We start from the raw sequence: 21,797 nt of genomic DNA on the forward strand, positions 1-21,797 counted from the left end.
GCGCTTCCAGATCGTGATTTTAAATGGCATATCGATTAAGATTACTCTTCTTCTATAGGCCTTAAGTTATCTCCAGAATTTCTGTCGATTAATTTATTATAAGGATCAATGCCTGCTTTTATCGGTTTTTTATCGGTAACAATAGTAAATGTATTTTCACCAGGTTGTAGCCATTTTCGTTCTAAATAATACGGAGTTTTAAGGGGTACTTCCTGTTCGTCAACACTATCTTCACCAAATAATCCAATCTCGATGTAATTAGTAGTATCATCGGTACGTTCTTCTTTGCCCGTATCATCATAATAGATTTTTTTTGAATCTACTGTAAAAGTGGTTTCATACGTACCGTTATCCAGTGCTTTGGTCTTAGCACTAGTAACACGATTTTCATAAAGTACTATTTTTGTAAACCCATCTTCTACAGCGTATTTTAAAGAATCTGGAGCTATTTTATAAATGGCATCATATAGATTTTCTGAAGTAGGATACACTCCTTTTTCATACTCTCTATACTCATTAAGAAAACCTTTAAGAGCTTCATTCACGTTGTTTTCACCAAGAAGATCCTGAAGTTCATACATCACCATAGACCCTTTTTCATACCAGATATGTGGCCCTGTTTCTACATTTATTAGAGATCGTTCTGGTTTAAAACTAAAAGCTCTGCTTTGTAAATACCGATCTAAAGAATATTTAAGGAAGTTTTTGATTCCGTTTTCACCATATTCATGTTTCATGGTCATAAGCGAGGAATATTCTGCCAAAGTCTCAGAAATAATATTGGCACCAGATGTTTTACTAGGAGTGACTAGGTGACCCCACCATTGGTGTGCTACCTCGTGAGTGGTCACTCTAAATGCATAATTAAAATCTTCGGATTTATCAAAATTAGCGGCAAACCCAAAATCTTCAGAATAGGGGATAGTCGTTACAAAAGACTGCGCAAATGTCGAATGTGCAGGAAATTCTACAATCCTGATTACCGAGTTGGGATACTCATAAAAATTGGTTGAGCAGTAGTCTAAAGCTATCTTAACTCCTTTGATAAAATGCTCCAAGTTGCGTTTGTGTTTTGGAGAGTGGTAAATCTCGATATTCACTTTTTTTCCACTTGGTGCAGTCCAACTGGATTTTTCTACATCATATCTCGCAGATACTACATTAAAAAACAGATCAGTCTTTGATTCTAAGGCATAATGATAATAAGCTCTGTTATTTTCTTGCCATTGTTTTACCAATTTACCAGGAGCCAGAGCAGTTTGATCTACAGACGTACTAAGTATAGCTTCAAAATTAATGTAATTGGCGTCTTCATTAAACAGATTTTTCTTTAATGCCAGACTGTCCGTTCGAGGAGGGTATAGATAATCGAGTTTTTTTAACCCGTGTTTTACACGCACTCCATTTTCGACCAGGCTTCGCTCATAATGAAATCTCGGGAATATAGTATTATTAAGAAAAGATCCATTATGCAATATTTCGGTCTCCATACGATTGGTGAAACCTTTGGTTTCTGAAAATACTTCTATGGTAAGATTAGCTTTCTCATTAGGCTGCATTGCTTTAGGAAGCTTATAAAAATACATCCTGTATACAGAATCTGTAACCACAGGCGAGAGGGGACTACCATTATAAATCACTTTTTTCAGGCTGGTATGAGAACCCGGGTATTGAACCTCTAGCAATAAGGTGTCTATAGGAGAATCATAATTGTTTATGATTTTGAAATCTCCTTTGGCTTTTATATTACGGTCTTCAGGAAAAATATCGATATATGCTTTTAGATCGGTTACTTGCGGATGAGCCTGGCCAATATACTTTTCATATTTTTTTTCGGCATCTGCATTGATTTTTTCCAAGTGGTTTCCGGCAACCATTGTGTTAAGTACATTAAGATTATAGTAACTATACCCGGCAACTGCGATAAAAGCCATTACGGTAACTACAAATACTCCAATGGTTTTGGGGGTGAACCTTTGTTTGGCCAACAATAACCGCTCTTTGGCCGTAGCAAAAAACCCTCGAGTCCAGAATACTTTTCCTATGATCATCAAGATCGTAGTACATAGAATCCAATACATATTTAACCAGGTGATTCCTGTAAGATAATGGCCAAAACCATTAAGATCACTTAGAAAAATTGGTGTAGTACCAGTAAACATATACATAGGATTGGTACTTTTAAAAGCAAGCGCTACCAAAAGAGGTAATCCAAAATAGATGATAATAACTATAAAATGACCTAAAAACTTATTATTTACCAGTACATGTACAAAGAAAGAAAGTAAGATAGTCATTAAAAAACCAGGAAATACCAAAGCAAAATTATAGATAAAATACATCCCCAGATCATACTGAAAATACCCGTTAAAAGTTTGAAAGAAAATACCAATGATGATATTTACAATCGTAAGAACAAAAGCGATACCAATAAGCGATATTATTTTTGAAAAATATAAACTAGAATCACTAATAGGTAAGGCATCATAAAAAACAAAGGTCTTATTTTTTCTTGTTCTGTGAACAGCTTCTCCCGAATAGATAACCAGTATTATAATAGAAAAAAAAGAGATAACACCATTGATATACATTACAACATATCGGGTTAATGGTAAATTCGGAGTTCCGTAAGTTTCATTAAGATTGTAAATACTGAACACAGAAAAGATGACTCCTATAATCATTAGAATAATAAAAACAGGACTTTTAAAAATAGATAAAAATTCAATTTTACTAAGAGAAAAAAGGTTGTTCCACTCTGTTTTTTTGGTAAAAACTTGGGTTATAGACGTGATTAGTGAAGGTGTATACTCACCGTTTTCTATTTTATTTCCTTTTTTACCAGAAAGTAAAAATTTCTTATAGTCGAATCTAAAAAGAGTAATGAGAAAGAATAGTAAGCCTATGGCTAACCAGAACATTCTATTTAATAAGAAGCTACCATATATTGGTAGTTGGTTTGTATTCAACTCATTAATTGACCAGTATTTCTTAACAAAAGTAAAAGCTCTGTTTCCAAAAGGATCTAGATAAGGTGTTAACCATTGGTTGTCGAGACTAGATACAAAATCTCCCGAAATACTATATAATAAAAACAAGCAAATTCCGCCTAGATAGATAATAGGCATTTTCTTAAAAAAGGCCATTAGGCAAAAAAACAAAGAACCAATTACTAATGCGTTGATTTGCAGTAAGAATATAAAAGGAAAAAGGTATGACGACAGGTTAAAATCGGTATAATTTCCGTAATCGGCACGTGCCAGATACTCACCAAAGCCAAACCCTATCATGGTACCTAATACAACAGATAGATTGAGTAAAGTAACCATAGCATAGCTACCCAAAAACCGACCTAAAACATAAGATTTTTGAGTAATCGGAAACGTAAAATACGTTTGCGCTGTTTTATGATCCTTATCTCTAAAAATGGGAACTCCCATAATCGCAGCATAAAAGAAAATACAGATAACCGATATAGGCCCCATGGTCTCTGCTATTGTATTGGGACTATTGACAAATTGAGCAGTTACCGATTTTTCAAAAACAGACATTAAAATGGCTATTGTAAATCCCAGAGCAACATATATCCAGGTAGCAGGTCGTTTTAAACGGTATTTTAGTTCGAATAAGAATATTTCTATCATATTGTTGCCTCCTGTTCTTTTCTGTTAATACAGTAGAAATAGAAATCTTCTAAGTCATTATTTACCGCTTCAAATCCTTCTCCTGGATTAGCATCACTATATACGTTTACATAAAATTGCCCGCCTCTTAGGTAATTCGATAGCACAGTAAATTCGTTTTCAAAAGCCTCTAATTCAGATTTGTCGATATGTTTTCTGTATACTTTTCCATTTAGAGTATCAGACAATGTTTGTGGATTACCTTGTACCAATATTTTACCTTCATTAAATACAGCCATATTTTGACATAGGTTGGTTACATCGTCTACAATATGCGTACTTAAAATAACAACAGCATTCTCACCTAACTCACTTAATAGATTATGAAAACGGTTACGCTCCAGGGGATCCAATCCCGCCGTAGGTTCATCAACAATAATTAGTTTTGGATTCCCTAAAAGGGCTTGAGCAATACCAAAACGCTGTCTCATTCCTCCCGAAAAATCACCGAGATTGCGATTTCTAAACTTATATAGATTTACTTTATTTAGTAAATCTGCAACATAACCTTTACGTTCCTGGTTATTGGTAATACCTTTTACCTTTGCAATATGATTAAGCATCATTTCTGCAGAAACCTTTGGGTAAACGCCAAAATCCTGAGGCAGATATCCTAATACTTTTCTTAATTCCCCCGGTTGTTTAAAAACATCAATTCCATCAAAATCAATAGTTCCCGAATCGGCTAGTTGCAATGTAGCGATAGTTCTCATTAATGTTGATTTTCCTGCACCATTGGGGCCTAACAGGCCAAACATTCCTTTCTCTAAAGTGAGATTAACATCATTTAATGCTTGTGTCCCATTGGGATACGTTTTATTAAGATTCTTTATGGTAAGCATATTTACAAATTTGCCAGTTAAATTATTAAACTCTTTCTATCCTGTTCTATTTATTGCAAATTTATCACTTTGCTACTTAATTATTTTATAGCCTCTTTATTAGGAGATTATGGTTATTCTGCTTAATAACAAAGAACAAAAGTCAGAATGAATTCATTTCAATATTAGTAATCTTTGTTAAGATTTTGTTACATGATTTGATATATTTTTAAGTAAAATTACCTTTAGGTACCTAATTATTAATGATCGGTTAGTAATAGATATATGAGTATCTTTACGAGATTAAATTTTTACAGTTAAGAATGCAACAAATACGTAGAAACAGAAGACTAAGGACAAATGATGCTATTCGTTCTTTGGTAAGAGAAAACATAATAACTCCCCATGATTTTTTGGTTCCCCTTTTTATTGTGGAAGGAAAAGGTATAAAAGAAGAAATATCTTCTATGCCTGATTACTATAGATATAGTTTAGATTTACTAGGTAACGAAGTTAAAGAGCTATGGTCATTGGGGTTAAAATCGGTACTACTTTTTGTAAAAGTACCTGATCATCTTAAAGATAATAAGGGTACAGAAGCATTAAATTCTAATGGCTTGATGCAACGCGCAATAAAAATTGTTAAAGAAGCTGTTCCCGAAATGTTAGTGATGACCGATGTAGCTCTGGATCCATATTCTTCATATGGCCATGATGGTATTGTAGAGGATGGGGAGATCATTAATGATGAAACCTGTAAAGTTTTGGCAGAAATGTCATTATCACATGCACAGGCAGGGGCTGATTTTGTAGCACCAAGTGATATGATGGATGGGCGAATCTTAAGTATGCGGGAACTGCTCGAAAAAGAAAATTATAAAAATACTGGCATCATGAGCTATAGTGCCAAGTATGCTTCTGCTTTTTATGGTCCTTTTAGAGATGCTTTGGATTCTGCTCCGGGATTTGGAGATAAAAAAACATACCAGATGGATTTTGCTAATCGTGACGAAGCAATCAAAGAAACACTTATAGATATCGAAGAAGGAGCAGATATAGTAATGGTAAAACCTGGATTGTGTTATCTTGATATGGTAAGAGATATTAGAGATGTGGTAGATGTACCTGTTGCTGTATACCAGGTAAGTGGTGAGTATGCGATGTTAAAAGCAGCTGCAGAAAAAGGATGGCTAGATCATGATGCTGTAATGTTAGAACAAATAATGGCTTTCAAAAGAGCAGGAGCACAAATTATTGCAAGTTATTTTGCTAAAGATGTGGTTAAGCTTTTGAGTTAATTTTGTAACCCGGCTAAGATCTGCGATGATAAAAAGACAATAATTAAATCGATATAAATATCTTTTAGTTAAGAAAGTTTATGTATTAGTGTGACGCTAAAAACCTTAGTTTAACAATAGAATTTAATAAAATCATAAGTTTATGGTCAGTAGAGATAGGATATATCAGACGTTTGGAGAGTTACTTTATGTAATTGCAATGAGTGATGGGGTGATACAAAAAAAAGAAGTCGAAACGCTCGAAGATATTTTAAAAGGACATCCGAAAGGAAAAGATATTAAGTGGTCTTTTGATTACGAAAATGAGAATCAAAATGATGTCGAAACGTTATATAAAAAGATAATCGAAGTGTTTTCTGATAATGGTCCTGATGAGGAGTATGAATTTATGATGTATGCATTAGCCAAAATTGCAGATGCCAGTGAAGGGATGGATCCAAAAGAAGAAAAAGTGATTACCAATTTCTCTAGGGATTTGTTAGAACGTTTTAAAAAAGATATTGAGAAAATCAAAGAAAAATATAAGTAGTCTTTTCTAACCAGAGACTAGTAACACTATCCATTATTTATATGCAAAAAATAACCTTATTCCTCATGGCAGCAGTTTTGTTATGTGTAAGCTGCCAATCTGAAAAAAAGGAAAATTCTAACCTTAAAATAGGAACAAAAAAAGAGAAATCCTCTCCTTATGACCTGGGCAAGAAAATATTTAACGGTAAAGGAAAATGTTATACTTGCCATAAGATTGATAAAAAGTCTATCGGCCCTGGAGTTATTGAGATTATGAAGGTTTATAAAGCTCAAAATAAAGATTTGATCTCATTTTTGAAACAAGAAGCAGATCCCATTGTAGATCCTGAAACCTTTGCTGTAATGAAAACCAATTTTGCGATTATCAAAACATTTACAGAAGAAGAGCTCAAAGCTGTAGAAGTGTATATGACCGAAGTAAAGACCAATAAAGCAGAATGATATACAGAATCTTAGTATTTGTTTTTTTGATTTCTGGTACCATTATGGCCCAGCAAGACACCCCAAAAAACGCTTTTCTCGAAAAATGGAAAAACTCTAAAGATTATCTTTTAAAAATTGCAGAGCAGATGCCAGAAGATGATTTTGGATTTAAACCAACAGAACGAGAAATGAGTTTTAAGGAACAATTATTTCACATTCGTGGAAATATGCTCTGGTTAGGGATTACGTATTTTTCTTCAGAAGAATTTGACAGAGAGAAATTAAAAGAAAACCTACCAGAAACCAAGACAGAAATCATTGCTTTACTCACTAAAGCATTTGATAAAGTATATACTCGCATCCAGAAAACCGATGAAGATGACTTGAAGTTTGAGGTTGATTTTTTTGCAGGGCGAAAATCAAAACTTCAAATTCTTAACCTATTACAAGACCATGTTACCCATCATCGCGGGCAACTCATTGTTTACCTCAATTTAAACAATATTGAACCGCCACGATATGTGGGGTGGTAAGAGGTTATGAAATCTGTTTTTTTAATATTATTAAATACAAAACGTACCTTAGAGTATTTAGATGATCAGGATGAAATAGATCTGAATATAAAAAGTATATTTCTTTTCTTCTATTATGGAATGGTTGTCTATTTTTTGAATTTAGACATAGAAACTGTTTTAATTAACCCTTTTTGGGATATGACATTTGTTTCGTCTCTTTTTGTATTCTTTGGAGTGTTAATGAGTTTAGGGTTACATAAAATAAATATGTGGTTAAAAGGTAATGGGAGTTATGCAGATATACAAGCAGTTATATCTCATGCTTCAATACCAATTACCCTAAGTTTAAGTATTATCTTCTTCTCTAAGAGAATTTTTTTAAGGATCTGGATTTTGATTGGAAAATACTCTATTATCTAAGTTGGATACTAACTATTAAGATTTTAATTCAAGGGTTTTTGAAGTATAATAATTCAAATTATCGTAGAATGTTATTGAATATTAGTCCTTTACTTTTGTTTTATATTGGACTTTTAATATTAAAATTTATGAAGTTTAAATAATTTATTCCATAAATTAAATGGCAAAGAGGGAAGTAATTAGTTAATTTAGCGTTTTCAAGAAAACCACAATGACTCTATTAATTATTTACGCCGTACTTTCTATTTTCTTTTCGTTTTTATGTTCGATACTAGAAGCAGTTTTGCTTAGTGTGACTCCAACTTTTATCAATGTCAAGAAAAAAGAGGGCAAAGCATATGCCAGTAGCCTTGAAACATTAAAAAAAGATGTTGATAAGCCACTAATTGCAATTCTTACAATCAATACCATTGCACATACCGTTGGAGCTATTTTGGTCGGAGTACAGGCAAAAAAAGCTTTTGGAGATGAGGGTAATGGTGTTTTTATTGTTTCGAGTATAATGACGTTATTAATTTTGGTAGCTTCTGAGATTATTCCAAAAACAATAGGAGCAACCTATTGGAAACAACTGGCAAATTTTACATCCAAAATTCTTAAAATTTTGATATGGCCATTGAAATGGACAGGTATACTTTGGGTATTACAATTAACGACCAAACTTATTGGTGGTAAAGGACATCATGGATCTGTATTAAGCAGAGAAGATTTTACGGCTATGGCAGATATTGCCCATGAGGAGGGTGTTTTTGAAGAATCAGAATCTAAGGTAATTAAAAACCTATTATCTTTTAAAGAGGTTTTTACTAAAGATGTGATGACCCCCAGAACAGTAATGAAAATTGCTTCGGAGGATACAACACTTGAAGAGTTTTTTAATGAAAATCAAAATCTTCGTTTTTCTAGAATACCTGTCTATAAAGAGAATGCAGACAATATAACCGGTCAGGTATTAAAGGATGATATTTTTAAAGAAATGGCAAATCAGAATGGGCATAAGAAGATTGGAGAAATAAAAAGACCTATACTTTTTACGACAAGAAATTTGCCAATACCTGATTTGTTTAATGAACTGATTCAGTCCAAAAATCATTTAGCTTTGGTAGTTGATGAATATGGTTCTGTAAATGGACTGGTAACCATGGAAGACGTTATAGAGACATTATTAGGTTTGGAGATAGTAGATGAAAGTGATACCGAAACTGATATGCAAATCCTAGCTCGAAAAAATTGGGAAAACCGCGCAAAACGACTTGGGATTTTGGATGACAAAAAAGAAGAATAATGGATGAGGTATATGTAGAAACCCCTTTAGGAATCGCCACTATATCAGGAGATGAAGATGGTATTGCAAGCGTTTCTGTTACCAAAGAGGCTGCTAATACTCCTTCAAAAACTATTCCTTCACATTTACAAAAGGCAGTCTTACAGCTCAAAGAATATTTTGATGGTCAACGTACCGATTTTGAGCTTACTTTGAATCCGTCAGGAACTGATTTTCAGAAAAAAGTTTGGGCCGAATTACTCAAAATTCCTTTTGGAAAGACCGTATCCTACCTTGATATTGCCAAGAAGCTTGGAGATCCAAAAACAATACGAGCTGCAGCAAGTGCCAATGGTAAAAATCCATTATGGATCATTGTACCTTGCCATCGGGTTATTGGTAGTGATGGATCACTTACCGGATATGCAGGTGGATTATGGCGGAAAAAATGGTTGCTCGATCATGAAAACCCTGTAAAACAACAATCGTTATTTTAATTTCATAAAAATTGTTTAGTTAGTTATTTTAATATTTCCAGTTTCAAAAAATGAAACTGAGATATCGTATTATTGTTTTTTTGTCATAACAGTGATGATAAATATAGGAGTCATCAAATTTTGAAACCCTTTATTTATCTGCAATTAATTTTCATACATTAGCTAAACAAGTTATTTGTTTGTAATACTATCATATTAACTCAAAACTTACATAGAAATGGTAAAACGGATACTCAAATTTTTCTTTAAAAGCTTACTTACTATTATTTTACTCTGTGTAACATTACTGTACATTTTTGATTATGATTATATTCTAAAAGGAGTTAGGGTGGTTTATATGACAGGCCATACCACTGCATATATTGATGATTATTCGTATTTTGATAATCGTACTATAGAAAAGGGAAATGCTACTCTCGCTTGGGCTACTCATCCAGAATATAATAGAACGCAAAGCACAGATAGACTTAATGCTATTAATAAAGAACTAGGTACTGTTGCCTTTATGATTATTAAGAATGATAGTATTTGGTATGAAAACTACGCTGAAGGATTTGGGATCGATTCTAAAACCAATTCTTTTTCTATGGCAAAAAGTATGGTAACTGGTATGCTGGGAAAAGCAATTATGGATGGTTATATTAAAAACCTGGATCAGCCAGTTGGAGATTTTCTTCCCGAATTTTCGCAAGGTCTTGCGGCAAAAACCACTGTAGGAGATCTTTCTTCTATGTCTTCTGGCTTAAACTGGACCGAACATTATACCAGTCCGTTTTCTATTACAGCCAGAGCCTATTATGATCCCAATATCAGAGATGTAATGTTAGGACTGGATGTTGTCGAGGAGCCAGGACAAAGGTTTGAATACTTAAGCGGAAATACTCAATTATTAGGTATGGTTATTGAAAAAGCTACCGGTAAAAAGCTTGCAACCTATTTAAGTGAGAGTTTTTGGAAGCCTTTGGGGATGGAACATGAAGCCATATGGCAATTAGATAGTGAAGATAGTGGTATGGAAAAAGCATATTGCTGTATTGCAAGTAATGCCAGGGATTTTGCTCGTTTTGGAATGCTGTTTAAAAACAAAGGAATGTTTGCAGGCGAACAAATACTACCAGCAGAATTTACAGAATTGGCAACAAAACCAAGATTTGAAGATGGACAAATGTATGGATATGGTTTTTGGTTGTCTGATCATCTGGATAAGAAAATTTTTGCTATGCGAGGTATTTTAGGGCAATATGTAATTTGTGTCCCAGAGGATAATATTATGATTGTACGATTAGGACATAATCGCGGTCAGTTTGTACCCGGAGAATCATTTACAGAGGATTTCTTTGTCTTTATTGAAGAAGCTTATAAAATGCTTAATAATGCTTCATAAACTTAATCTAGAACATATCTTGTTTCTGGATATAGAAACTGTTCCCGAACATGAGCATTTTGAAAACCTTAGTGAAGAAACAAAATACTTGTGGGCCGATAAAACCAAATATCAACGTAAAGAAGAATTCTCTCCCGAAGAGTTCTATGAAAGAGCAGGGATATGGGCCGAATTTGGTAAAATAGTATGTATATCTGTTGGGTATTTTGCACTCAAAGGTGAAACGAGATCTTTTAGGACCACATCCTTTTATGGAGAAGAAAAACAGTTACTGGTAGATTTTAAAAACTTAATCGAAACCCATTTTGGAAGACCACATCATTTGCTTTGTGCCCATAATGGAAAAGAGTTTGATTTTCCTTATATCGCTCGTAGAATGATTATTCATAATATAGGATTACCTCATAAATTGAATTTATTTGGTAAAAAACCCTGGGAAGTACCTCATTTAGATACTTTGGATTTATGGAAATTTGGAGACTATAAACACTATACGTCTCTAAAATTACTTACCAATATTTTAGGTATTCCATCACCAAAAGATGATATTGATGGAAGCCAGGTACGACAAGTTTTTTATGAAGAACAGGATATTGACCGTATCATCATTTATTGCGAGAAAGATACAATTGCTGTTGCTCAGGTTTTACTTCGGTTGCGACAAGAAGAATTATTAGACGAAGATGAGGTTATATCTGTATGATTTAGACAAAAACTTAACCTTTTAATCAATTTGTTTTCTGATATGGAAAAGAAAGGAAACGAGTCCTTTCTTATTCCATAATACTACTAATTTTGACGAAACGTTTACAAAGTCGAGCCGAAAACAGGAGTAACAACTCATTTATTTTAATCAGGGTTTGAATTTTTTAATCTTTCTGTAGCCTACAGAATTATTTTAAACATAAAAAAGTAACATATCTTTTATGTTATTGTTCTTTCTAATTATGACGTGGTGAAAAGATTGCTTACGAAGTATATATCTAAGATACAGATTCTATTAATATGTGCAAATCTTTTTTGAGATAAAATTTTTCTTATGTTATTCTTAAGACATATAATTGATGATATAGTGGTACTCCTAAATAGCAAACAAAAAACCACCTTGTAAAAGGTGGTTTTGTACAGTATATTTGATTTTATCTATTTTAAAATAAGTTTTTTGGTTATGGTTTTAGTATCTGATTTAACCGATACAAAGTACATTCCAGATGGTAAATTATTCAATTCTATTTTATTTGCAGACATTTTACCGTGTCGTACGGTTTGACCTGCTTTATTAACGATTCTGTATGTAGATCCATTAAAATTATTCATTTTGATTATAATGAAATCTTTTGCAGGAATTGGGTGAATAACAATGTCAGAGCTTTCTAAATCTGTTTTAAGACTCTGCATTGTGGCATTACCTACACAGAAGTTTTTAGTATCCTCAGAAGTAAATGATCCACCAGAAGCTAGTACTGCACCAGAGGCACTATTGGTTAATTCATAAGAACCATTACCAACACTACAGCAAATCCCATCACCATATGTATCTTTAAATACTAACGTATAACACCCTGCATCCAGCGTTTTAGTTATATTAAGAGTAGAACCATCAGGTTGAGATGGATATGTTCCTCCAGAATGTACTACCTGGTTGTTACTATCTTTAATCTCCCAGCTTGTTTCTTCAGGGTAGTTATCAAAAGTAATACGCAGTTTTACATCATACGTAGCAGATGCTCCTGTAGTAGTTACATTAAGCGTGTTACTAGCTGCAGATTCGTTTCCAGCCGCATCCTTAGCTTTTACGGTAAACTGGTATGCTGTATTAGCCGTTAATCCTGTAATATTTCTTGTAGTTGCAGTTACCGATCCAAGATTAGTAGATCCCTGATACACATCATATCCGGTCACTCCTACATTATCGGTAGCAGCATTCCATGATAGGGTAAGTGTTGTTTGTGCCACATTAGAAGCTGCTAATCCAGTTGGAGCAGAAGGGGCTTGAGTATCACCACCAGTTGATCCCCCGATCACTACTGTATAGTCTTCTACTTCACCATAATTAAATGATTCACAAGGGCCAGGAATGGTATTGTATCTCATAGATACTCTCATTCTTGTACTTCCGTCTTTTGCACTTGAAGGTACAGTAAAGCTACCACTTACCGGAGTTGTTTGTGAAGCCGCATTAGTCCATACTTGTTCTCCTGTATCGGCAAAGTCACCATCTTGATTATAATCAATCCATACAGAGTATCCTTCATTATATTTAGTTCCGGTCCATGTAGGAGTAATGGTAATGGTATTGGCATTACCTTTAGATAGGTTAGTAGATTCAGCAGTAAAATCACTATATCCACCACTTGCTCCTGTAGATGTTTTATCGATGGTTCCTAATTTTACATTACTAATGTATTCATCAGTTACACTTTGACCATTAGAGTCACAGTAATTAAGTTGTACATCTGTAGTTGTAAAATTAGTAGAGCTACTATAATTAGAAGTAGTTCCATCGGCACATTTACTTCTTAGCTGTACTTCATAAGTAGTAGATGGGTTTAATCCAGAAATCACTTTAGAAGTTCCGTTTTCGGCAGAAGTTGTCCAGTTTGTTGTTCCAGTTTGTCTGTAGCGAAGATCATAGGTTGCACCGGCTACAGCAGTCCATCCTATAGTTGCAGTGTTTGATCCCACAGCCGAAGAAGATACTCCTGTAGGTACTGAAGCAGTACAAGGCGTAGTTGTTCCTGTTAACCCAGTAACAATAAGAGAAAAATTTTGACTCCCTCCTGTTAATGTTCCTTTATGAGTAACCGTAATAGTATAGGTTCCAGAAGCATTAGCTATGTCCACTCTTTCAAATGGATCCACATTATTGTCTCCTGTACTATTTGTAGTAATACTGGTAAGCTTGTACGGGCTAGATGTATTAGAACCTTTTGTAACTCTAATATCTAAATCATTTACTAATACAGGTGTATTAGAATTTGTTGCAGTTACAGCAGTTCCTGCTCTATCTGTCCAGGAAATAGAAGCCATTAATGGGCTACTACCATCTGAGTCAACAGTTATAGTATACGTTTGGCCACTCGTAAGTGTTAGTTCTTCTATTTTTGAAGCAGTTCCTTTATTGGTAATAGCTTCGGCAGCAACTTTGGCATTTAATAACCCCCATCCGTGAACTGCGTCAGGTCCAGAAGGGCCAACATCATCAGCAGTATGAAGCGCTAATCCTTTTAAGGTCGCAGCTTTCATAAAGTTTCCATTATTACTATTGTAGTATTGTTGTAATAGTAAAAGCGTACCGGTTACATTAGGTGCAGCCATTGAAGTACCAGAAATACTGTTATATGCTGTATCACTATTGTCATAGGTAGAGTATACACCAGTACCATTACCAGTAATGTCTGGTTTAATTCTATAATCATCAGTTGGACCTTCACTACTTTGAGAGTTGATAGTCATGCTATTAAGAGTCCCATCATTATTTACATTGGCATCTTGACCATTAGCAACTACAAGATTGTTTTTTGAAGTAGAGTGTCCTGTTAATTTATCATAAGAAGAGTTTCCATCAAGTGGTTGAGCGTTTGAATTGTTATCAAGTCCATCATTTCCTGCAGCTACTACCATAAGATAGAATGGTGCGTTAAACATGATTTCATCCCATTTTCTGGATTCATCTATATAAGCTCCAAAATACTGATCAGGAACTGCACTGGCTCTAAAACCATAAGAGTGATTAGATAATAACATTCCATTTGCAGCAGCTGTTGTTGCTTCTGAATCGTCATTATTCCAATCATGTGTTTTAGCTTTTGCTTGAGAAGCCATTCCTTTTGCATTGGCCTGTACTCCAGAGGCAACTATTGTTCCCGTAACATGCTGGGCATGAAAACTATTACCATTAAGTGTTGTAACACCATCATTAATAGCAACCCTGTTATTTCCTCCTGCACCGTCAAATTCCTGGTGAGTAGGTCTTGTCGCTCCACCATCCCAGACATAAGCAGTCATATTTTGCCCGTCTAGATTTAGGCCTAAAGAACCTCCTGAGTTTAAATGATTTGCTCGAGTAGATTTTGCAGCATCTACATTAAATGTAGTGTAATAGATAGGGGTACCATCTTTTGCTAATCTTTGTAGTTCTGAAAAGCTTCCGTCGGCATTTGTCATTTTGACTTGCCATCCGTTTCTTTTGGCAGCTGCTATAGCTTCTTTCTTTTGTAATGCAGCTTTACTTGCTAATTCAGTCTGTAGTTGATTTAATTTTACCAGATTACTTTGTTGAGCGATCTTTGCCTTTTGTGAAGGATTTTGAGCGAAAAGTCCACCAGATAAAAATATCATTGAAGAAATAATAATGATATTTAATTTTGGTGACACTTGCCCATTAAAGCCCCTCAACGAAATAAGGCTTTTGTAGCTTTTTTTCATTGTTATTGAGTTTGAGTTAGTGTTATTTTTGTTTTTTTGAAGAATTCAAAGAAAACATTCGAATTTCTTAAATTATTCGCAATAAAAAAAAGTTTTTCGATGAAGAGAAAGAAAATTACTGTATAAAACATTAAGATTATTTTAATGCAACTATGTTGCAAGAAAAATCTTTCTTTTATTGTCTAGTTAACTTATTGTTTCAAAACGAAATGCACAACGGGTTTATCAAACATATTTTTATATTAAATTGATATATGTACGTAGTATTATGATGTTTTTCTTACAAAAGAAAAGTATAGGATTAAGCATTTTTAATTTGTCGCCTTAAGACTACGATTGCTGTAAATAGAAGACCCCGAAACAAACTGTTTCGGGGTCTTTTAAAAAATATTGAATTTATATTATTGCTTGATAATAAACTTCTTAGTTAGTGTTTTATCATTTGATATTACCGAAAAGAAATACATCCCATCTGGTAAACCGCTTAATTCTACCTTGCTTTCAGACACTTTACCATTTCTTACCATCTGACCAATGTGATTAATGATTCTATAGTCTAAATCCTTATCATTGTTCATTTGAATTGTAATAAAGCCTTTTGCAGGAACAGGAGAGATCACAAATTCAGAATTTTTCAAATCTGTTGTTGTAATGTCGTTACTGTTGATATTATTTAATTGCGTATTAAAAGGTGGAGTGGCAAAGAATGCACCACATGCTCCAAGATTATTCCATCCAGAGTTAGTACGTTCATAAAGATATCCTTGATACGTTACACGATCACCAACCTGATAATTTACTGAACTATCATATGCAGCCACACCTGTACAAGGGTCAGAACTTCCTCCTGTTGTAGTCACATTAACTGTATTACTAGAACCAGAAACATTCCCAGCAACATCTTTAGCTTTTACCGTAAACTGGTATGCTGTATTAGCCGTTAATCCGGTAATATTTCTTGTAGTCGCAGTTATCGATCCAAGATTAGTAGATCCCTGATACACATCATATCCAGTTACACTAACATTATCGGTAGCAGCATTCCATGATAGAGTAAGCGTTGTTTGTGCAATATTAGAAGCAGCTAAACCAGTTGGAGCAGAAGGGGCTTGAGTATCGCCACCTGTTGATCCACCGATCACTACTGTGTAGTCTTCTACTTCACCATAATTAAATGATTCACAAGGACCAGGAATGGTATTGTATCTCATAGATACTCTCATTCTTGTACTTCCGTCTTTTGCACTTGAAGGTACAGTAAAGCTACCACTTACTGGTGTTGTTTGTGATGCAGCGTTGGTCCATACTTGTTCTCCTGTATCGGCAAAATCTCCATCTTGGTTGTAATCGATCCATACTGAGTATCCTTCATTATATTTAGTTCCGGTCCATGTAGGAGTAATGGTAATGGTATTGGCGTTACCTTTAGATAGGTTAGTAGATTCAGCAGTAAAATCACTATATCCACCACTTGCTCCTGTAGATGTTTTATCGATGGTTCCTAATTTTACATTACTAATGTATTCATCAGTTACACTTTGACCATTAGAGTCACAGTAGTTTGTTGGATTACCACCATCAGTAGTGGTGGCTGTTACAGTATTACTAAAATCAGATTGGTTTTCGGCAGCATCTTTAGCCTTTATTTTAAAAGAATATGCTGTATTTGCAGTTAACCCTGTAGCTTGATATGTAGTAGTGGTTACTGTACCAATAACAGTATTACCTTGATATACATCATATCCGGTAACTCCAACATTATCTGTAGAAGCAACCCAAGAAAGATCAATTGTATTTTGTGTTGCATTGGATGCTGTTAAATTTGAAGGAGTAGAAGGGGCTTGAGTGTCTGCAGTTGATGATCCTACAAGAGGGACTTTCCAAACACCTCTTCCATAAGTACCTGCTAATAATACTTGATCTGTATAATTAACTTCCAAATCTCGTACAGAAACATTAGGTAAATTTTGAGAATAATTTTCCCAATTGTTATTTCCTTGCTTATAATACACTCCTAAATAAGTACCTACATAAATAGTTTCGGTACCTTTTTGGTGTCGGACTACATTTTTGGCTTCACTTGGCAAATTACCTGATATGTTAGAAAAATTTGATCCCTGATCAGTAGATTTAAAAACTCCGTTAGAAGCTCCTGATGAAGAATAACCACTGGTAGATATGTAAATGATATTAGTGTTATCATTGTGCACTTCTATAGAAGTAATATCTGTAGTAGAAGTATGGATTTTTGTCCAGTTTACTCCTTTATTCGTACTTTTATATAAATCATTTTTACGAGAAACATAAATATTGTTTGTATTAGACGGGTCTACTTCAATATGATCCAGTTTACCACCAAAATTGAAGGTAGTAAGTTTTTGAAAAGAATTATTATTTAGTTTATAAAAGCTAGAATATCCTGCATAAATATTTCCATCTTTATCAGAAACCAAAGGAGTAACCCAATTTCCTGATTCAGGACCCCGGGTTACATGAGTTTGTGTTGTTCCTCTATTGGTAGTTTTATAAAGAGATCCTCCACCTTGTATAAATCCATAATATGTATTGGGATCTGTACCACTTACTGCACAATCCATCCCATCGGCACCAAAATAGTTATTCCAAGTGTTTCCGTTACGTGCATATCCTCCATTATCCTGAAGTCCTCCTACAACATTATTAGAGCTACTATTTGCTGCTACCGATATTCTGTAAAACTGACCTATTTGTAGTCCTTTGGTTAAATCTGTAAAGCTTCCTCCATTATTTTCTGATAAGTATACTCCTCCATCACTACCACACATTAATTTTCCGTTATAATAACGTAAAAAGTGAATATCTGCATGGGTGTATGTAGCTTGTTGAGGGTTTGCCCAACCATTGATTACCGAGAAGTTATTTCCCCCATCGGTAGATTTCCATACATTAAGACATCCTACAAAAACAGTATTGGCATTTGTATCCGAAACGGTTAGTGCTAAATCATACCAAGCTTGACTTGATTCAAAGATATTAGTAGTTTCTTGAGTTTTTGTAAAACTATTTCCACTATCGGTTGAGCGGTATAAACCTTGAAAAGCATAATTAGCATTTCTGGTTTTGGCACTTAAAACATAGACATAGTTAGGATTGGCAGGTGTGACTTCGATGACAAACCTTCCCGAACTTGATGGTAGTCCACTTTGTATTTTTGTAAAGCTGGTTCCGCCATTTGTCGATTTATAAAAAGAATCTTTTGTAGCTGCATAAATTACATTAGAATCGCCTGGCTTGAGTTTAATATCCTTTACGTCTCCATTCAATGTTTTAGTCCACGCAACTCCTGCGTTAGTAGTTTTGTAAACTCCCTGACTAGTTGCGACCCATAATGTATTCGAATTATTGGGATCGATATAAATATCATTACTCGTAGTTTGTGAATTTGAAAACTCTAGACCTGTTTTTGCCCAGGTATTTCCTCCGTCAGTAGATTTGAGAACTCCAATGCTATATGAATCATTTGCATCATCATCTCCGGTAGAAATATAAACAATATTCGAATTATTAGGATCGATAGCTATACCAGAAACACCAATTTGAGGAAGATCGTCTGACAAAGAGGTCCAATTTGCACCTTTGTCTGTAGATTTCCATATTCCTCCTGCCGGAGCTCCAATATAAAATGTATTAGGATTATTAGGATCTATAATAGCAACATTTACACGTCCTTGTCCTGGAGACCATGAACCTGTTACTTCATGATTAAATGGCCCCATAGGAACCCAGCTTGCAGCTGCATTTGTAGAAGAAGTCATACTGTTCTTTTCTTCCCAGGCTCTCCATAAGTGCTCAGGAGTTGGTACGGTACCATCTGGTAATAAAGAATTCTTCCAATATTCCTGCCATCTCTTAAAAGGCTTATATCCACTACCTTTTTTCTTATGATTTTTGTCTGTCCAATAGGTATTAAATGCAGTAGTAATCTTTTGAAATTTTACGGGAGTGTTGACTCCTGAAGAACTCTTGCTTTGATTTAAATCCTGCATCCAGGGGGCGCTTGAATTATATTGGGAATGCCCAATATAGCAAATGAGTGCGGCTAAAATGATAAGTGGTTTTTTCATTTTTTGTGTTGAGTTTATGTTAAAAAAATTGATTTATTAAACTTGATGAACTAGAAGTTCATAGATCCATAAGGGTAATTAATCATTACCACTCTATAAATATTATTATAGAATAATAGAAAGTTTTTTATAGGGTTAATTCGTTTCTCGATATTCTTTGAAGTAGAGAAAAACTAGTAGTATACTAAGATTATAAAATTTTAAATCTTATTGCTAATACTGGGAGGAGGTAGGTTTTTGATTTGGTTTCATGTTGAGTTGTGTTTAAGTTAGTTAAATTCCCTTCAAAAAATCGAAGGATCATGACCAAAGGTCATCAAATCTTTTTAATAAAAAAAAGTTTTTCGACAAAGAGAATAAAATTGCTGTACAAAACATTAAGAACTTCATAATGCAACTATGTTGCAAGAAAAATCTTTCTTTTATTCTATGTTAATTTGGTTGATCAAAAAAACTCAATGTTCGCAATTCATTATAATATACTTTATTCGGAAGATAAAAACCTACATGACCACCATATTCTGGGGTTTCAAGAAATAAATTAGGGTTTTCTTCAGCTTCATCAAAAGGATAACAAAGATCTCCCAGGAAAGAATCATTTTTGGCATTAAGGATTAATGTAGGTGTTTGTATATTTTTCAGAAATTGTTTAGAACTACATTTAGAATAATAATCCATTGCATTTTCATACCCATGTGCTCTACTGGTATAGAGCTCATCAATATCCATAAGAGATGTACAGGCTTTAATATCGGATATACTTAGGATATTAGAAAATTGTACTTGTCGATCATATAGCTTGGCTTTGAGGTGATTAATAAACCGTTGTTGATAGATATAATTTTTGGGTTTATTTATTTCTGATAGCGAATCATAAAGATCACAAGGAACCGAAATAGCCGCAGCAGTTTTTATCTCTGGGGCTAATGAACGACCTTCTCCCAGGTATTTTAGTATAATATTACCTCCTAAACTAAATCCGCATATCGATATATTTGTATAGGTATGTGACATAAGAATATGCCTAATAATACGATCCAAATCTTCACTGGATCCGGCATTATAGGATCTATAAAGACGATTTACTTCTCCACTACAGTTTCTAAGATTTATTGCTACAGAATCCCAGCCATTATGATTTAGGTGTCTTGCTAACCCCAGTATATATTGGCGTTGTCCATTACCCTCTAATCCATGAATAATGACTGTGAGTTTTTTTGAGTTTGGTATTGTACTGTAACTCCAGTCAAGATCGATAAAATCTCCATCATCAAGCTCTACACGTTCTCTTTTTTGAGATACTCCTTTTACTTTGCGTAGTAGATTAGGATATATAGTAGAGATATAATCATTTCTGAATAAAAAAGGAGGGGTATACTTAGATTCAAGTAACGGCATTAGTATAATATGTTATCCTTTGGTTGTTCTTTTTCTGGAAGATTTTTTTCATCAAGCATATCACGCAGGTCAATTTCAATAGTTTTACATAATGCAGTCATTGGCACATCATTAATTCTTCCTTCAAAAGGATCTTCACTATTGCTTCCAATTTTTTCCATAGTAAAGAAAACCCAACTTATTAAAATAGAAAGCGGTATCATTAAAAAGACAAACCATTGCTCTATACCATTAGTCATTACGTTTAGTTTATTTTCAAAAACATTAAGTAACCCAAAAGGTAATAGTAGAATAAATATCCAGGTAAACAACGTACTAAAATAGGCATATTGTCTCGGGAAGGGAGTATTTTTTATACGTTCGCATTTACCTTGAAGATTGTATAGTTCTTCTAGGATATTATGCAAAAGCTGCTTGTCAAACTCTGTAATTTTACCTTGATCCAGGAGTTGTTTAATATGAAGTCCTTGATTTTTAACTAAATGAGTAGAGGGATTCTTCCTTTTTAGTAAATCATGATATTCCTGATCAGATACAAAAATTTTTGAGGCGTCACATGCAGGTTTTTGTTCTCCGTGTTTTTTAAAAAGGCTTTCAACGGCTATGTTTTCTTTTAAACTAAAAGAAGTTGGTTGTCTGAGTTGAATTCTTAAAGCATTGATCCAGGCTATATGTCTATAAATCAAAATTTCCTTAGTTTTTTGATCATCATGTACCAGGCATAATACCTGATTGGCCCAGGTTCGGGAATAGTTTACGATACCACCCCAAATCTTACGAGCCTCCCAAAACCGATCATAACTTTGACTGTTTTTAAAACCGATATAGAATGCTACAGCTATACCAATTACAGTGAGAGGTTGAAAAGGAATATCAATAAATTTCCAGTCTAAAAAATGATACAGTGAAAAAATAACTGTAGTGTATATAGTGAAGAAAATGATGTTTTTCCAAGCATAACGAAGGATAAGCCCCCAACCAATATTTCGTTTAATATACATGATGAGTTTTTTTTAAAGTAAAAAGGCCATA

15 protein-coding genes are annotated in these 21,797 nt (G+C 34.1%); 9 read left to right on the forward strand and 6 right to left on the reverse strand.

Annotated features, from left to right (window positions below; translation table 11 throughout):
• Positions 1-41: 41 nt before the first annotated feature.
• A complete protein-coding gene (locus tag DK441_RS13090) occupies positions 42-3,644 on the reverse strand; it encodes a M1 family aminopeptidase (RefSeq protein ID WP_109851126.1) in 3,603 nt (1,200 codons plus the stop codon).
• Positions 3,641-4,525: an ABC transporter ATP-binding protein gene (locus DK441_RS13095; protein WP_109851127.1), complete on the reverse strand. Its 885-nt coding sequence runs from the start codon at positions 4,523-4,525 to the stop codon at positions 3,641-3,643. Before DK441_RS13095 ends, DK441_RS13090 begins: the two co-directional genes overlap by 4 nt.
• 302 nt (positions 4,526-4,827) lie before the next feature.
• Between DK441_RS13095 and hemB the strand changes: the two genes are divergently transcribed.
• The 9 genes from hemB to DK441_RS13140 all read left to right on the forward strand — a co-directional run bounded on the left by hemB (position 4,828) and on the right by DK441_RS13140 (position 11,539).
• Positions 4,828-5,802 carry a porphobilinogen synthase gene (gene hemB, locus DK441_RS13100; RefSeq protein ID WP_109851128.1) on the forward strand — a complete coding sequence of 325 codons (975 nt, stop codon included), beginning with the start codon at positions 4,828-4,830 and terminating at the stop codon, positions 5,800-5,802.
• A gap of 142 nt (positions 5,803-5,944) precedes the next feature.
• Positions 5,945-6,331 (forward strand): TerB family tellurite resistance protein, encoded by a 387-nt coding sequence (locus DK441_RS13105; protein WP_024769622.1) that lies wholly within the window; start codon positions 5,945-5,947, stop codon positions 6,329-6,331.
• A gap of 41 nt (positions 6,332-6,372) precedes the next feature.
• A complete protein-coding gene (locus DK441_RS13110) occupies positions 6,373-6,774 on the forward strand; it encodes a c-type cytochrome (protein ID WP_109851129.1) in 402 nt (133 codons plus the stop codon).
• Positions 6,771-7,289 carry a DinB family protein gene (locus DK441_RS13115; protein ID WP_235015762.1) on the forward strand — a complete coding sequence of 173 codons (519 nt, stop codon included), beginning with the start codon at positions 6,771-6,773 and terminating at the stop codon, positions 7,287-7,289. The genes DK441_RS13110 and DK441_RS13115 overlap by 4 nt, the downstream gene beginning before the upstream one ends.
• Before the next feature lie 6 nt (positions 7,290-7,295).
• Positions 7,296-7,691: a hypothetical protein gene (locus DK441_RS13120; RefSeq protein ID WP_109851130.1), complete on the forward strand. Its 396-nt coding sequence runs from the start codon at positions 7,296-7,298 to the stop codon at positions 7,689-7,691.
• 211 nt (positions 7,692-7,902) lie between these two features.
• A complete protein-coding gene (locus DK441_RS13125; RefSeq protein WP_109851131.1) occupies positions 7,903-8,976 on the forward strand; it encodes a CNNM domain-containing protein in 1,074 nt (357 codons plus the stop codon).
• Positions 8,976-9,452, forward strand: coding sequence for a methylated-DNA--[protein]-cysteine S-methyltransferase (locus DK441_RS13130; RefSeq protein ID WP_109851132.1), 477 nt, complete (start codon positions 8,976-8,978; stop codon positions 9,450-9,452). Before DK441_RS13125 ends, DK441_RS13130 begins: the two co-directional genes overlap by 1 nt.
• A 217-nt stretch (positions 9,453-9,669) precedes the next feature.
• On the forward strand, positions 9,670-10,836 hold the full coding sequence (locus DK441_RS13135) for a serine hydrolase (protein WP_109851133.1): 1,167 nt from the start codon (positions 9,670-9,672) through the stop codon (positions 10,834-10,836).
• Complete coding sequence (locus DK441_RS13140) at positions 10,826-11,539, forward strand: 3'-5' exonuclease (protein WP_109851134.1); 714 nt, start codon at positions 10,826-10,828, stop codon at positions 11,537-11,539. The genes DK441_RS13135 and DK441_RS13140 overlap by 11 nt, the downstream gene beginning before the upstream one ends.
• 440 nt (positions 11,540-11,979) lie before the next feature.
• Here DK441_RS13140 and DK441_RS13145 read toward each other — a convergent pair whose 3' ends face one another.
• The 4 genes from DK441_RS13145 to DK441_RS13160 all read right to left on the reverse strand — a co-directional run bounded on the left by DK441_RS13145 (position 11,980) and on the right by DK441_RS13160 (position 21,766).
• Positions 11,980-15,264 carry a GEVED domain-containing protein gene (locus tag DK441_RS13145; protein WP_235015763.1) on the reverse strand — a complete coding sequence of 1,095 codons (3,285 nt, stop codon included), beginning with the start codon at positions 15,262-15,264 and terminating at the stop codon, positions 11,980-11,982.
• Positions 15,265-15,665: 401 nt separating this feature from the next.
• Positions 15,666-19,367 carry a GEVED domain-containing protein gene (locus DK441_RS13150; RefSeq protein ID WP_109851136.1) on the reverse strand — a complete coding sequence of 1,234 codons (3,702 nt, stop codon included), beginning with the start codon at positions 19,365-19,367 and terminating at the stop codon, positions 15,666-15,668.
• A gap of 432 nt (positions 19,368-19,799) precedes the next feature.
• Complete coding sequence (locus tag DK441_RS13155) at positions 19,800-20,765, reverse strand: YheT family hydrolase (RefSeq protein ID WP_109851137.1); 966 nt, start codon at positions 20,763-20,765, stop codon at positions 19,800-19,802.
• Complete coding sequence (locus tag DK441_RS13160) at positions 20,765-21,766, reverse strand: bestrophin family protein (protein WP_109851138.1); 1,002 nt, start codon at positions 21,764-21,766, stop codon at positions 20,765-20,767. Before DK441_RS13160 ends, DK441_RS13155 begins: the two co-directional genes overlap by 1 nt.
• Positions 21,767-21,797 lie beyond the last annotated feature (31 nt).

This window comes from Aquimarina sp. AU58 (genome assembly GCF_900312745.1).
Taxonomy (GTDB): Bacteria; Bacteroidota; Bacteroidia; order Flavobacteriales; family Flavobacteriaceae; genus Aquimarina; species Aquimarina spinulae.

Coding starts and splice junctions, on each gene's coding strand:
- DK441_RS13090 (WP_109851126.1), bottom strand. CDS start 3,644: ATGATAGAAATATTCTTATTCGAACTAAAATACCGTTTAAAACGACCT.
- DK441_RS13095 (WP_109851127.1), bottom strand. CDS start 4,525: ATGCTTACCATAAAGAATCTTAATAAAACGTATCCCAATGGGACACAA.
- hemB (WP_109851128.1), top strand. CDS start 4,828: ATGCAACAAATACGTAGAAACAGAAGACTAAGGACAAATGATGCTATT.
- DK441_RS13105 (WP_024769622.1), top strand. CDS start 5,945: ATGGTCAGTAGAGATAGGATATATCAGACGTTTGGAGAGTTACTTTAT.
- DK441_RS13110 (WP_109851129.1), top strand. CDS start 6,373: ATGCAAAAAATAACCTTATTCCTCATGGCAGCAGTTTTGTTATGTGTA.
- DK441_RS13115 (WP_235015762.1), top strand. CDS start 6,771: ATGATATACAGAATCTTAGTATTTGTTTTTTTGATTTCTGGTACCATT.
- DK441_RS13120 (WP_109851130.1), top strand. CDS start 7,296: ATGAAATCTGTTTTTTTAATATTATTAAATACAAAACGTACCTTAGAG.
- DK441_RS13125 (WP_109851131.1), top strand. CDS start 7,903: ATGACTCTATTAATTATTTACGCCGTACTTTCTATTTTCTTTTCGTTT.
- DK441_RS13130 (WP_109851132.1), top strand. CDS start 8,976: ATGGATGAGGTATATGTAGAAACCCCTTTAGGAATCGCCACTATATCA.
- DK441_RS13135 (WP_109851133.1), top strand. CDS start 9,670: ATGGTAAAACGGATACTCAAATTTTTCTTTAAAAGCTTACTTACTATT.
- DK441_RS13140 (WP_109851134.1), top strand. CDS start 10,826: ATGCTTCATAAACTTAATCTAGAACATATCTTGTTTCTGGATATAGAA.
- DK441_RS13145 (WP_235015763.1), bottom strand. CDS start 15,264: ATGAAAAAAAGCTACAAAAGCCTTATTTCGTTGAGGGGCTTTAATGGG.
- DK441_RS13150 (WP_109851136.1), bottom strand. CDS start 19,367: ATGAAAAAACCACTTATCATTTTAGCCGCACTCATTTGCTATATTGGG.
- DK441_RS13155 (WP_109851137.1), bottom strand. CDS start 20,765: ATGCCGTTACTTGAATCTAAGTATACCCCTCCTTTTTTATTCAGAAAT.
- DK441_RS13160 (WP_109851138.1), bottom strand. CDS start 21,766: ATGTATATTAAACGAAATATTGGTTGGGGGCTTATCCTTCGTTATGCT.